Annotated in this window: 13 protein-coding genes and 4 tRNA genes; 1 reads left to right on the top strand and 16 read right to left on the bottom strand. The window is 52.7% G+C overall.

What is annotated here, in order from left to right:
- Nucleotides 1–201 precede the first annotated feature (201 nt).
- The 11 genes from rplL to PYW49_RS20400 form a co-directional block, all read right to left on the bottom strand.
- A complete protein-coding gene (gene rplL, locus PYW49_RS20450) occupies nt 202–567 on the bottom strand; it encodes a 50S ribosomal protein L7/L12 (protein ID WP_000028879.1) in 366 nt (121 codons plus the stop codon).
- A gap of 66 nt (nt 568–633) precedes the next feature.
- Nucleotides 634–1,131, bottom strand: coding sequence for a 50S ribosomal protein L10 (gene rplJ / locus PYW49_RS20445; RefSeq protein ID WP_004097644.1), 498 nt, complete (start codon nt 1,129–1,131; stop codon nt 634–636).
- A gap of 291 nt (nt 1,132–1,422) precedes the next feature.
- Nucleotides 1,423–2,127 (bottom strand): 50S ribosomal protein L1, encoded by a 705-nt coding sequence (gene rplA, locus PYW49_RS20440; protein ID WP_006176745.1) that lies wholly within the window; start codon nt 2,125–2,127, stop codon nt 1,423–1,425.
- Nucleotides 2,128–2,130: 3 nt separating this feature from the next.
- Nucleotides 2,131–2,559 (bottom strand): 50S ribosomal protein L11, encoded by a 429-nt coding sequence (rplK, locus tag PYW49_RS20435; RefSeq protein ID WP_008503452.1) that lies wholly within the window; start codon nt 2,557–2,559, stop codon nt 2,131–2,133.
- 156 nt (nt 2,560–2,715) lie between these two features.
- On the bottom strand, nt 2,716–3,261 hold the full coding sequence (gene nusG, locus PYW49_RS20430; protein WP_002438628.1) for a transcription termination/antitermination protein NusG: 546 nt from the start codon (nt 3,259–3,261) through the stop codon (nt 2,716–2,718).
- Nucleotide 3,262: 1 nt separating this feature from the next.
- Nucleotides 3,263–3,646 (bottom strand): preprotein translocase subunit SecE, encoded by a 384-nt coding sequence (gene secE / locus PYW49_RS20425; RefSeq protein WP_014068449.1) that lies wholly within the window; start codon nt 3,644–3,646, stop codon nt 3,263–3,265.
- Between the two features lie 228 nt (nt 3,647–3,874).
- Nucleotides 3,875–5,059, bottom strand: a complete 1,185-nt coding sequence (tuf, locus tag PYW49_RS20420) for an elongation factor Tu (protein WP_320387366.1) — start codon at nt 5,057–5,059, stop codon at nt 3,875–3,877.
- A gap of 118 nt (nt 5,060–5,177) precedes the next feature.
- A tRNA-Thr gene (locus PYW49_RS20415) sits at nt 5,178–5,253 on the bottom strand.
- Between the two features lie 6 nt (nt 5,254–5,259).
- Nucleotides 5,260–5,334, bottom strand: a tRNA-Gly gene (locus PYW49_RS20410).
- 117 nt (nt 5,335–5,451) lie between these two features.
- Nucleotides 5,452–5,536, bottom strand: a tRNA-Tyr gene (locus PYW49_RS20405).
- 8 nt (nt 5,537–5,544) lie between these two features.
- Nucleotides 5,545–5,620: transfer RNA gene (locus tag PYW49_RS20400), tRNA-Thr, on the bottom strand.
- A 317-nt stretch (nt 5,621–5,937) separates the two neighbouring features.
- On the opposite strand from PYW49_RS20400, the gene coaA reads away from it, so the two are divergent.
- Nucleotides 5,938–6,888, top strand: coding sequence for a type I pantothenate kinase (gene coaA / locus PYW49_RS20395; protein ID WP_021242480.1), 951 nt, complete (start codon nt 5,938–5,940; stop codon nt 6,886–6,888).
- 44 nt (nt 6,889–6,932) lie between these two features.
- Here the strand turns inward: coaA and dppF are convergent, their stop codons facing one another.
- The 5 genes from dppF to dppA form a co-directional block, all read right to left on the bottom strand.
- Nucleotides 6,933–7,946, bottom strand: a complete 1,014-nt coding sequence (gene dppF, locus PYW49_RS20390) for a dipeptide ABC transporter ATP-binding subunit DppF (RefSeq protein ID WP_032644494.1) — start codon at nt 7,944–7,946, stop codon at nt 6,933–6,935.
- Nucleotides 7,943–8,926 (bottom strand): dipeptide ABC transporter ATP-binding protein, encoded by a 984-nt coding sequence (dppD, locus tag PYW49_RS20385; protein ID WP_134348422.1) that lies wholly within the window; start codon nt 8,924–8,926, stop codon nt 7,943–7,945. The genes dppF and dppD overlap by 4 nt, the downstream gene beginning before the upstream one ends.
- 10 nt (nt 8,927–8,936) lie before the next feature.
- Entirely contained in the window at nt 8,937–9,839 is a 903-nt protein-coding gene (gene dppC / locus PYW49_RS20380) for a dipeptide ABC transporter permease DppC (RefSeq protein WP_063957891.1), read from the bottom strand.
- Between the two features lie 9 nt (nt 9,840–9,848).
- Nucleotides 9,849–10,868, bottom strand: coding sequence for a dipeptide ABC transporter permease DppB (dppB, locus tag PYW49_RS20375; protein ID WP_320387365.1), 1,020 nt, complete (start codon nt 10,866–10,868; stop codon nt 9,849–9,851).
- Nucleotides 10,869–11,045: 177 nt separating this feature from the next.
- On the bottom strand, nt 11,046–12,653 hold the full coding sequence (gene dppA, locus PYW49_RS20370; protein WP_047347644.1) for a dipeptide ABC transporter periplasmic-binding protein DppA: 1,608 nt from the start codon (nt 12,651–12,653) through the stop codon (nt 11,046–11,048).
- Nucleotides 12,654–13,115 lie beyond the last annotated feature (462 nt).

The following is a 13,115-nucleotide window of genomic DNA, read 5'->3' as shown; positions in this document are numbered from 1 at the left end:
TTAAACCATTTCGTCGCGATTTACACAGAGCGAGCACCCTGTCGCAATATATTAAGTCGTCGATAGAAACATGCATTGTCAGGACAATCAGCAGTCAAACAGTGTGAAATGCTACTGATGCCTTACAGCGCAAAAAGGCTGGTGACTAAAAAGTCACCAGCCATCAGCCTAATTGCTTAGGCTGCAACCAGAAAAGTTGGCTTATTTAACTTCAACTTCAGCGCCAGCTTCTTCCAGAGATTTTTTCAGTGCTTCTGCGTCGTCTTTGCTCACGCCTTCTTTCAGCGCAGCTGGAGCAGATTCTACCAGGTCTTTAGCTTCTTTCAGACCCAGGCCAGTTGCGCCACGTACTGCTTTGATAACAGCAACTTTGTTAGCGCCAGCAGCTTTCAGAATTACGTCGAATTCAGTTTTTTCTTCAGCAGCTTCAACCGGGCCAGCAGCTACAGCTACAGCAGCAGCAGCAGAAACACCGAATTTTTCTTCCATTGCAGAAATCAGTTCTACAACGTCCATTACGGACATAGCTGCAACTGCTTCAATGATTTGATCTTTAGTGATAGACATTTAAATTGTTCCTGAAAATCAGAATAAGTTTATACGTAAGCAAATGCTTTATAAAGATAACTGCTATTAAGCAGCTTCTTTTGCATCGCGAACAGCAGCCAGAGTGCGAACCAGTTTGCCAGCCGAAGCTTCTTTCATGGTTGCCATCAGGCGTGCAATTGCTTCTTCGTAGGTCGGCAGGGTTGCCAGGCGATCGATTTGCGATGCCGGGATCAACTCACCTTCAAAGGCTGCAGCTTTGACCTCAAATTTTGCATTCGCTTTCGCGAACTCTTTGAACAGACGAGCAGCAGCGCCCGGGTGTTCCATAGAGTATGCAATCAGGGTCGGACCAACAAACGTGTCTTTCAGGCACTCGAAAGGAGTACCTTCAACTACGCGACGCAGCAGGGTGTTACGAACAACACGCATGTATACGCCAGCTTCACGACCTGCTTTACGCAGTTCAGTCATTTTGTCTACAGTAACGCCACGGGAATCCGCAACTACTGCAGACAGCGCGCCTTTGGCTACTTCGCTGACTTCAGCAACAATCGCTTGTTTGTCTTGAAGATTTAAAGCCATTAGCTTTGCTCCTGGATGTTTGCCGGAACTCATGTTCCGGAACTCACTTCACTCAACCCAACGGGAAGAGCGTCTTAATACGGTGAGCAGAAACAAGCCAGAGTATCCAAAAATAATCTTAGCGTTCTGTCACCGTCTACGCAGGGGATTAAGTCTCTTGCGAAACACCTGCGGTCTTCGACGGAGGCCTGGATTAGGCCAGGCTCCAACGAACAAATCTTTTAGCCGCTAACTTTTGTTAGCAAACGTGGGGGTAAGATTGTAGACAAAATCACCGCCCACGTAAAGGCATTAGTTTGCAGCAGCGCTCAGGCCAGCCTGGTCAACTGCAACACCTGCACCCATGGTGGTGGAGATGCTAACTTTCTTGATGTACACGCCTTTAGCCTGAGTTGGTTTTGCTTTTTTCAGCGCAACCAGCAGAGATTCCAGGTTTTCTTTCAGTTTGTCAGCGTCAAAGTCCACTTTACCGATGGTGGTGTGGATGATGCCGTTTTTGTCGTTACGATAACGAACCTGACCTGCTTTAGCGTTCTTAACCGCTTCAGCAACGTTAGGAGTTACAGTACCAACTTTCGGGTTAGGCATCAGGCCGCGTGGACCCAGAACCTGGCCCAGCTGGCCAACAACGCGCATTGCATCTGGAGAAGCAATAACAACGTCAAAGTTCATTTCGCCTTTCTTGATCTGATCAGCCAGATCTTCCATACCTACCAGTTCAGCGCCGGCAGCTTTAGCAGCTTCAGCGTTTGCACCCTGAGCAAATACAGCTACGCGAACGGAACGGCCAGTACCGTGTGGCAGTACAGTTGCGCCACGAACGTTCTGATCGGATTTACGCGCGTCGATGCCCAGGTTAACGGCAACGTCAACGCTTTCAACGAACTTAGCAGTTGCCAGTTCTTTCAGCAGAGCGATAGCTTCGTTGATGTCGTACTGTTTGGTCGCATCAACTTTGTCACGGATCACGGACATGCGCTTGGTCAGTTTAGCCATTTCTTAGTCCTCCACTACCAGGCCCATGGAACGTGCAGTACCTTCGATTGAGCGAGTCATCGCTTCAATGTCGGCACCAGTCATGTCGGCAGCTTTGGTCTGCGCGATTTCCTGCAGCTGAGCGCGGGAAATTTTACCCACTTTGTCTTTGTTCGGTTTACCGGAACCAGACTTGATACCAGCCGCTTTCTTCAGCAGAACTGCTGCTGGAGGGGTTTTGGTAACGAAAGTGAAAGAACGGTCAGCGTAAACAGTGATTACGACTGGGATTGGCAGACCTTTTTCCAGGGATTCAGTTTTTGCGTTGAACGCTTTACAGAATTCCATGATGTTCACACCCTGCTGACCCAGTGCTGGACCAACTGGTGGACTTGGGTTCGCCATACCAGCTGCAACCTGCAGCTTGACGTAGGCTTGTACTTTCTTAGCCATTCTAAAATCCTCTGATTGGGTAATAGCGCCTCAGAGAGGCTCCCCGTGAATAAAATTCGTTTTACAGGCTGTGGCCTATAAAAACAAAAGGCGCGAAATTGTATTCCAATCTCGCGCCTTGTGCAACGGTTAAATCGTCGCTTTTTTGATCGCTGCTTAGGCTTTTTCTACCTGAGCAAAGTCCAGCTCTACCGGGGTCGCACGACCGAAGATAGAAACAGAAACTTTCAGGCGGGACTTCTCGTAGTCCACTTCTTCAACCACGCCGTTAAAGTCAGCAAACGGACCGTCGCTAACACGAACCATCTCACCCGGTTCAAACAGCGTTTTCGGACGCGGCTTATCACCCACCTGCTGCAGGCGGTTCATAATCGCATCAACTTCTTTGTCGCTAATTGGCGCCGGACGGTCAGACGTGCCGCCGATAAAGCCCATCACGCGCGGTACGCTGCGCACCAGGTGCCAGCTCGCGTCGTTCATCACCATCTGAACCAGCACGTAACCCGGGAAGAATTTGCGCTCGCTTTTGCGACGCTGGCCGCCACGGATCTCGACCACTTCTTCGGTCGGCACCATAACTTCGCCAAACAACTCTTCCATATTATGTAATTTGATATGCTCACGCAGCGATGTAGCTACGCGGCCTTCAAAACCGGAAAACGCCTGAACGACGTACCAACGCTTTTTAGGGGCTTCAGACATCTTAGAACCTCAGGCCAGTGATAAAGGAAACCAGGCGAACCAGAATACCATCCAGTCCCCACAGGATCAGTGACATTACCGCAGTCACAGCAGCCACAATCAGAGTGGTGTGCAGTGTTTCCTGGCGAGTTGGCCAAATCACCTTGCGGACTTCGGTACGCGCTTCACGTGCAAAAGCAACGGTTGCTTTACCTTTCGTCGTTAACAGCGCGACACCGCCCGCTGCAGCAATCAGAATCACCACTGCCAGCGCGCGGAGCGGCAGCATCATGTCACGATAAAGATAGTTGCCAACGATTGCCACAATCAGCAGCACGGCAACAGCGACCCACTTCATCGCTTCCAGGCCGCGCCCGCTCCCTTGAGCTTCGGTATTCGCACTCATAAACCAACCTGTCAGAAGAATTCTACAAATAATTTCACCCCGCGATTGCGAGGCGACCAAATCGATACGCTTAATCCCTTTACGGATTATACGCTCTCTGCAGAGCCTGTCTCAGCAATGATTATGACAAAAATAATCACTGATGAGCCAGGTTCTGATGTGAAAGCGTGCAAAAAGGGCATCAAATGATGCCCTTTTCATGCGCATTGCGTCAAATGTTATCAGCAATTAGCTGAGAACTTTAGCAACCACGCCCGCACCAACGGTACGGCCGCCTTCACGGATTGCGAAACGCAGACCGTCGTCCATCGCGATTGGGTGGATCAGAGTCACAACCATCTTGATGTTGTCGCCTGGCATTACCATCTCAACGCCTTCTGGCAGTTCGATGGTACCGGTCACGTCAGTTGTACGGAAGTAGAACTGTGGACGGTAGCCTTTGAAGAACGGAGTATGACGGCCGCCTTCGTCTTTGGACAGAATGTACACTTCAGATTCGAACTTGGTGTGTGGCTTGATTGAGCCTGGCTTCGCCAGTACCTGACCACGTTCGATTTCTTCACGTTTGATACCACGCAGCAGAACACCAACGTTCTCACCAGCACGGCCTTCGTCCAGCAGTTTGCGGAACATTTCAACGCCAGTACAGGTAGACTTCGCAGTCTCTTTGATACCAACGATTTCAACTTCTTCGCCAACTTTGATGATACCGCGCTCTACACGACCGGTAACAACGGTACCACGACCGGAGATGGAGAATACGTCTTCGATTGGCAGCAGGAATGGCTTGTCAATCGCACGCTCTGGTTCTGGGATGTAAGAATCCAGGAAGCCAGCCAGTTCGATGATTTTCGCTTCCCACTCTGCGTCGCCTTCCAGCGCTTTCAGAGCAGAACCACGAACGATTGGGGTATCGTCGCCTGGGAAATCGTACTGAGACAGCAGTTCACGAACTTCCATCTCTACCAGTTCCAGCAGCTCTTCATCATCAACCATGTCGCATTTGTTCAGGAACACGATGATGAAAGGAACGCCTACCTGACGACCCAGCAGGATGTGCTCACGAGTCTGAGGCATAGGGCCGTCAGTCGCAGCAACAACCAGGATCGCGCCGTCCATCTGCGCAGCACCGGTGATCATGTTTTTAACATAGTCGGCGTGGCCTGGGCAGTCTACGTGTGCGTAGTGGCGAGTCGGGGTGTCATATTCAACGTGGGAAGTGTTGATGGTGATACCACGAGCTTTTTCTTCTGGTGCGTTATCGATCTGGTCGAATGCACGAGCAGAACCACCGTAGGTTTTTGCCAGAACGGTAGTGATTGCAGCGGTCAGCGTTGTTTTACCATGGTCAACGTGGCCGATAGTACCGACGTTAACGTGCGGTTTTGTACGTTCAAACTTTTCTTTAGACATCGATTGTCCCTCTAAGACACGGATAAATCGGTGATATCACCACATCAACCAGGCGAAATGCCTGAATTGTTGAATACAGTAAAATTGAAACAGAGAGAAACGGGAAGGAGAAGTGAAGTGGTGCTGATACCCAGAGTCGAACTGGGGACCTCACCCTTACCAAGGGTGCGCTCTACCAACTGAGCCATATCAGCACGTATTGGAGCGGGCAGCGGGAATCGAACCCGCATCATCAGCTTGGAAGGCTGAGGTAATAGCCATTATACGATGCCCGCATCCTGAAACTCGGCTACCCAGTTCTTTCTGTAACAAAAAAAGAGATTTCTCTCTTTTTCAGTTTGAGCTGGCTAATTTTTCCAACCAGCTCCGGCTGCATTAACGCTGCCAGAAAGTGGTGGTGGGGGAAGGATTCGAACCTTCGAAGTCTGTGACGGCAGATTTACAGTCTGCTCCCTTTGGCCGCTCGGGAACCCCACCGGACTTGATGGTGCCGACTACCGGAATCGAACTGGTGACCTACTGATTACAAGTCAGTTGCTCTACCTACTGAGCTAAGTCGGCATCAAGTAGCGCGCATTCTATGGATACCTGCGCGGTCATGCAACTAAAAATTTGCATAAAACGTTCTTTCGCTCACATTTTATCCGAACAACGTGCCAGGCGCTGTAAAAGTAGTCATTCACGGTCAAATATCCAACATATTAGCGTGGTTTGCACCGTATACACCGTAGCGTGACGGCTTGCGCGTAACGCAGCGCTATCCATCTTTTTTCTTATTATTCCTGTCATCTGGTGTTAACCTCCTGCCCATTGTCCAAAATTAACTGTGTGATGAGCCATGATCCGGCAGTGTGATGCTGGCTCACTGAAGCATGCTTATGAGCAAAAAAGAGCAAACGTTAATGACGCCTTATCTTCACTTTAACCGCAGTCAGTGGGCTGCCCTGCGTGATTCCGTCCCTATGACGCTGACGGAAGGTGAAATCGCACGGTTAAAAGGGATAAACGAAGATCTGTCCCTGGAAGAGGTGGCAGAGATTTATCTCCCCCTCTCTCGCTTGCTTAACTTCTATATCAGCTCCAACCTGCGCCGTCAGGCTGTGCTGGAGCAGTTCCTCGGGACGAACGGTCAACGCATTCCTTATATCATTAGTATTGCAGGCAGCGTGGCCGTGGGTAAAAGCACCACCGCGCGTGTCCTGCAGGCACTATTGAGCCGTTGGCCAGAACACCGCAGCGTGGAGCTGATCACAACAGACGGCTTCCTGCATCCGAACGAAGTATTAAAAGAACGCGGGCTGATGAAGAAGAAGGGCTTCCCGCTGTCTTATGATATGCACCGTCTGGTGAAATTTGTCTCTGACCTGAAATCTGGCGTGCCTCACGTGACTGCGCCGGTCTATTCGCATCTGATCTACGACCGCATCCCGGGTGGAGACAAAACGGTTGTGCAGCCAGACATCCTGATTCTGGAAGGGTTAAACGTGCTGCAAAGCGGGATGGACTATCCTCACGATCCGCATCATGTCTTTGTCTCAGATTTCGTCGATTTCTCTATTTATGTCGATGCGCCGGAAGACTTGCTGCAGAACTGGTACATCAACCGCTTCCTGAAGTTCCGTGAAGGGGCGTTCACTGACCCGGATTCCTATTTCCATCACTATGCTCAGCTTTCTGAAGAAGAAGCGATCAATGTGGCAACAGGACTCTGGAATGAGATCAACTACGTAAACCTCAAAGAGAACATCCTGCCGACGCGCGAGCGCGCGAGCCTGATCCTCACCAAGAGCGAGAAGCACGCGGTCGACCAGATTCGCTTGCGGAAATAACAAAGCAGACATAAAAAAAACCGGCTTAGCGCCGGTTTTTTACTTTATGCATGTGGCTTCTCGCCATTTTCATCCTGATCGACCGCGAAGCAGGCAACCAGTTGACCACCATAATCCTTCAACTGAGGCTGTAGCTGGGTGCAAGGGCCAAAGCGGCGACTGCAGCGCGCGTTGAATGCACACCCCGGCGGTGGATTCAGCGGGCTTGGCAGTTCACCCGTCAGCTTAATACGCTCACGACGATCGTCCGGGTTCAGACGCGGCGTCGCAGACAGCAGCGCCTGGGTATACGGGTGACGAGGATTATTAAAGATTTGATCTTTGGTCCCCTTCTCCACGCAGCGCCCCAGGTACATCACCATCACCTCATCGGCAATGTGCTCTACCACCGACAGGTCGTGGGAAATGAACACATAAGACAACCCCAGCTCCTGCTGCAGATCCATCATCAGGTTCAGCACCTGAGCACGGACGGAAACGTCGAGCGCCGACACCGGCTCATCGGCAATCACCACGTCCGGATCGAGCATCAGGCCCCGCGCGATAGCGATACGCTGACGCTGGCCGCCGGAGAACATGTGCGGGTAGCGGTCATAATGCTCGGTTTTAAGGCCGACCTTCGCCATCATCGCCAGGGCTTTTTCACGTCGCTGCTCTTTACTCAGATTGCTGTTAATCAGCAGCGGCTCTTCCAGAATCTGCCCCACTTTTTTACGCGGGTTCAAAGAACCATACGGGTTCTGGAATACAATCTGGATTTTCTGGCGACGCAGCTTCTGCGCCTGCGGATCGTGCTTGAGCAGATCCTGCCCCTGATAATAGAGCTCCCCGCCGGTCGGCACTTCAATCATCGTCAGCAGACGGCCCAGCGTGGATTTGCCGCAGCCTGACTCCCCCACCACCGCCAGCGTTTTACCGCGTTCGAGATTAAAGGAGACGCCGTCCAGTGCCTTCACCAGGCGCTCAGGGGCAAACAGCCCCTTCTTCACCGGGTAGTATTTTTTCAGGTCGATGGCCTGCAACAGCGGTTGTTGCGTGGTGGCCTGTTGCGTACTCATAGTGTTGGCCTCCCGGCATCATCGAGTGGGTAATGGCATTTCGACTGACGACCGTCAGCAAGCTGATTCAGCTCAGGCTCTTCTGCCCGGCATTTATCTGTCGCATACGGACAGCGCGGATTAAGCAGACAACCCTGCGGACGGTCATATTTACCCGGCACCACGCCCGGCAGAGACGCCAGACGCGCTTTGTCCTGGGCAAACTCTGGCAGCGCACGTAAAAGCGCCTGGGTATACGGGTGACGTGGCGCGCGGAAGATATCGTGCGAACTGCCGGTCTCGACCACCTGGCCGGCATACATCACGATGATTTTGTGCGCCGCTTCGGCCACCAGCGCCAGGTCGTGTGTAATCAGCACCAGCGCCATATTCTCTTTCTGCTGCAGCTCCAGCAGCAGTTCGATGATTTGCGCCTGAATGGTCACATCCAGCGCCGTCGTCGGTTCATCCGCAATCAGCAGTTTTGGTCGACAGGCAATCGCCATCGCGATCATCACGCGCTGGCTCATCCCACCGGAAAGCTGATGCGGGTAAACGTCCAGACGCGATGCCGGGTCAGGGATCCCCACCAGGTTCAGCAGATCGATCGCGCGCTGGCGACGGGTTTTCTTATTCCCGCCCTGATGCACCTTAATGGCTTCCATAATCTGGAAACCGACGGTGTAGCAAGGGTTCAGGCTGGTCATCGGGTCCTGGAAAATCATCGCCACTTCCGCGCCCACCAGCTGGCGGCGCTGCTTTTCAGAAATGCGCTTCAGGTCCTGACCGTTGAACTGCAGGTTTTCCGCCATCACGCGGCCCGGGTAATCAATCAGCCCCATGATCGCCAGTGAACTGACTGACTTACCGGAACCGGATTCCCCGACAATGCCAACCACTTCGCCCTGATTTACGCTGTAGCTGATGCGGTCCACGGCGCGAAACGGAGTGCCTTCATCCCCGAAGTGCACCGATAATTTATCTACATTTAATAACGCCATCTCGTGCCTCTTACTGCTTCAGTTTGGGATCAAGTGCATCACGCAGACCATCACCCATCAGGTTAAATGCCAGCACCGTCAGCAGGATTGCCAGACCCGGGAAGGTGACAACCCACCAGGCGCTTTGTGCGAACTGCAACACGTCGGAGAGCATGGTGCCCCACTCCGGTGTTGGCGGTTGCGCACCCATGCCCAGGAAGCCAAGAGCGGCCATATCAAGAATGGCGTTAGAGAAACCGAGCGACGCCTGAACAATCAGCGGCGCAAGGCAGTTAGGGAAAATATTGACGAACATCTGGCGCATCGCACCCGCCCCCGCCACGCGAGACGCCGTGACGTAATCGCGGTTCACTTCCACCAGCACCGCCGCACGGGTTAAACGTACGTAGTGAGGGAGCGCCACGAAGGTCAACGCCAGCGCGGCGTTACCAATTGACGGGCCGAAGATTGCCACCAGCACCAGCGCCAGCAGCAGACTTGGCAGCGCCAGCATAATATCGACGATACGCATGATGATGTTATCAACGATACCGCCGAAGTAACCGGCAACCAGACCGAGCACGATCCCCATAATCAGGGACAACACCACCACCAGGCAGCCGACCAGCAGCGACAGACGCGCGCCGTACATCAGACGCGACAGCACATCGCGGCCCACATCATCGGTACCTAACAGGTGCGTCAGGCTACCGCCATCCTGCCACGCAGGGGGGGCCAACAGCGCATCGCGGAACTGGTCCGCCGGGTTATACGGCGCCAGGACGTTCGCAAACACCGCGATCAGAATCATGATGACGACATACGCCAGCCCGACTACCGCACCTTTATTGCGTTTGAAGTAGTGCCAGAATTCCTGCAGCGGCGTCATTGGCACCGGTGCTGCGACCACTTTATTTTGAGTTACTTGTGACATGATGGCCCCTTACTTCCTATGACGAATACGCGGGTTCACCACGCCGTACAGCAAATCGACCAGCAGGTTGACGAGGATAATCATCGTCGCGACCAGCAGTACACCGCCCTGCACAACCGGATAGTCACGGCGTTGCAGCGCGTCAATCAGCCAGCGGCCGAGACCCGGCCAGGAGAAGATGGTTTCGGTCAGGATCGCCCCTGCCAGCAGTGTCCCCACCTGCAGACCAATAACGGTCACCACCGGCAGCATGGCGTTACGCAGCGCATGAACGATGATGACGCGCATGCGCGTCAGGCCCTTGGCGCGCGCGGTGCGGATATAATCCTCACCCAGCACTTCCAGCATGGATGAACGGGTCATACGCACGATCACCGCCAGAGGAATGGTGCCCAGCACCATGGCAGGCAGGATCATATGCGCGATGGCATCAATAAAGTTGCCCTCTTCACCCCAGATTGCCGTATCAATCAGCATAAAGCCGGTGAGCGGGTTGGAGTCATCCAGGAAGACCATATCGCTGACGCGCCCGGAGACCGGTGTCAGGTTAAGCTGCACCGATACCAGCATAATCAGCATCATGCCCCACCAGAAGATAGGCATGGAGTAGCCGGTCAGCGCCAGGCCCACGGCAGTATGGTCAAAAATAGAGCCACGCTTAACGGCAGCCAGCACCCCAACAGGAATGCCCACCGCTGTGGCGAAAATCATGGCGCAGACGCCAAGCTCGAGTGTCGCTTTAAAACGCGGCACGAACTCGTCCCACACCGGAAGACGGCTTTTCAGCGAAATCCCTAAATCGCCGTGCATGACGCCCCAAATATAATGGAGGTACTGCTGCCACATCGGCTTATCGAGGCCGAGCTCAGCCAGCAGCTGTGCATGGCGCTCAGGGGAAATACCACGCTCACCCGCCATAATCATTACCGGGTCGCCGGGGATCATATGGACGAAGGCAAAAGTGAGAAGGGTGATACCGATAAACGTGGGGATAACAAGTCCCAGACGTCGGAGGATGAACTGCAACATAACCCGGATTCTCTCTGATGACGCACAACCAATGGCGTGGCGTCTGTATTGCTCACAAATCTTATTCCCTCCCCTTTTAGAGAGGGAATAAAGCACTGCTGCCGGGTGGCGCTACGCTTACCCGGCCTACATACCGTAGGCCAGTGCAAGCGCAGCGCCGCCTGGCGTTGCTTTTAATTATTCAACAGATACGTTTTCGAAGTGGTGTTTGCCCAGTGGATCAACCACGTAGCCTTTCACTTCTTTACGCACTGGCTCGTACACGGTGGAGTGAGCAACAATCAGCGCCGGAGCCTGATCGTGCATAACAACCTGAGCCTGTTTGTACAGTTCAATACGTTTGTTGTGATCGTCGGTTGCACGCGCCGGCTGGATCAGGTCTTCAAACGGCTTGTAGCACCAGCGAGAGTAGTTAGAGCCGTCTTTCGCCGCCGCGCAGCTGAACAGGGTGGCGAAGAAGTTGTCCGGATCCCCGTTATCACCGGTCCAGCCCATCATTACCGCCTGGTGTTCACCCGCTTTGGCACGCTTCAGATACTCGCCCCACTCGTAGGTCACAATCTTGGCCTGAACGCCAATCTTCGCCCAGTCAGCCTGAACCATTTCTGCCATACGGCGTGCGTTCGGGTTGTACGGACGCTGAACAGGCATCGCCCACAGCTCAACGGTAAAGCCTTTATCCTGGCCCGCTTCTTTCAGCAGCGCTTTCGCTTTCTCAGGATCGTAGCTGTAGTCTTTAACGTCGTCGTTATAGCCCCACATGGTTGGTGGGATCAGGTTTTTAGCTGCAACGCCAGCACCCTGATACACCGCCTTGATGATCGCTTCTTTGTTCACCGCATACGTCAGAGCCTGACGCACTTTCACGTCATCAAACGGTTTCTTCTCGGTGTTGAAGGAGAGGTAGCCCACGTTCAGACCCGCCTGTTCCAGCAGGTTGATGTTTTTATCCTGCTTCATGCGCGCGATGTCAGCCGGGTTCGGGTATGGCATAACCTGACATTCGTTTTTCTGCAGTTTTGCATAACGCACTGACGCATCAGGCGTGATGGAGAAGACCAGACGGTCGATCTTCGGCTTGGTGCCCCAGAAGCCTTCAAACGCTTTGTACAGAATACGGGAGTCTTTCTGGTACTGCAGCAGCTGGAATGGACCGGTACCGATTGGGTTCAGGTCGACTTTCTCCGGCGTACCGGCTTTCAGCATGTTGTCCGCATACTCTTTGGACAGAATAGAGGCGAAGTCCATGGCCAGGTCAGCCAGGAATGGCGCTTCCGGGCGAGTCAGTACGAACTGAACCGTTTTATCGTCAACTTTTTTCACTTCAGAGATCAGGTCTGGCAGACCCATCCCTTCGAAGTATTCATAGCTCCCGCCAGAAACTTTGTGGTACGGGTTCTGGGCATTTTTCTGACGGTCGAAGGAGAACACAACGTCGTCGGCGTTAAGATCGCGCGTCGGTTTGAATTCTTTGTTGTCCTGCCACTTCACGCCCTGGCGCAGGTGGAAGGTATAGGTTTTACCGTCTTCGCTGACCTCCCACTTCTCGGCCAGACCCGGAATCACTTCCGTGGTACCGGTTTTGAATTCAACCAGACGGTTATAGATCGGTACAGAGCTTGCGTCGTAAGTCGTACCAGAGGTAAAGAGCTGTGGGTTAAAGCCTTCCGGCGAGCCTTCAGAACAGTAAACCAGGGTTTTTGCCTGTACGCTTGCTGCCACGGTCATAGCCACCAGGCTCAGACCAAGCTTCAGCATCCCTGACTTCTTCAAGGAAATACTCATTATTCTGCTCCAATGTGATGTTTTGCTTTGTTGTGTTACGCCGCCAGACCTTTATTTATTTTTTACCCGGTCCGGTCGGTGATGCCCGAAGGCTTTAAAGGGATGGAGAATCCTTTCAGAAGAGCGTTTGAGTTGCAGCGCAGATCGTCCCTGAAATGCCCCTCATGCCCTACAATCTGTCAACAGAATGTGAAAACGTCAATACAGGTGACGGGGATTTACGCTGAGTGTGAGAAACCGCAAACAAAGATTAAAAAAACCATGTATGCCAGTTTTCAGCAGGGAAATTTATGCTACTCGCTATCTTGCAGCACAAATATCTTCATATTTAGCGACAGTCAGTGATTAACTTTTATTCAGAATGGGTAAATTTTCTTGCAGAATGGTGATTATCTGAGCACTAAATACCGCGAACGTTAAAACGCACAGCGAAAAATGCTGAGGTTATCCATAAGCAACGCG

It is taken from the genome of Enterobacter chinensis (assembly GCF_034008295.1).
GTDB lineage: Bacteria > Pseudomonadota > Gammaproteobacteria > Enterobacterales > Enterobacteriaceae > Enterobacter > Enterobacter chinensis.
Note: the sequence above shows the minus strand (reverse complement) of the source record. Positions and strands in the feature narration are given on the sequence as shown.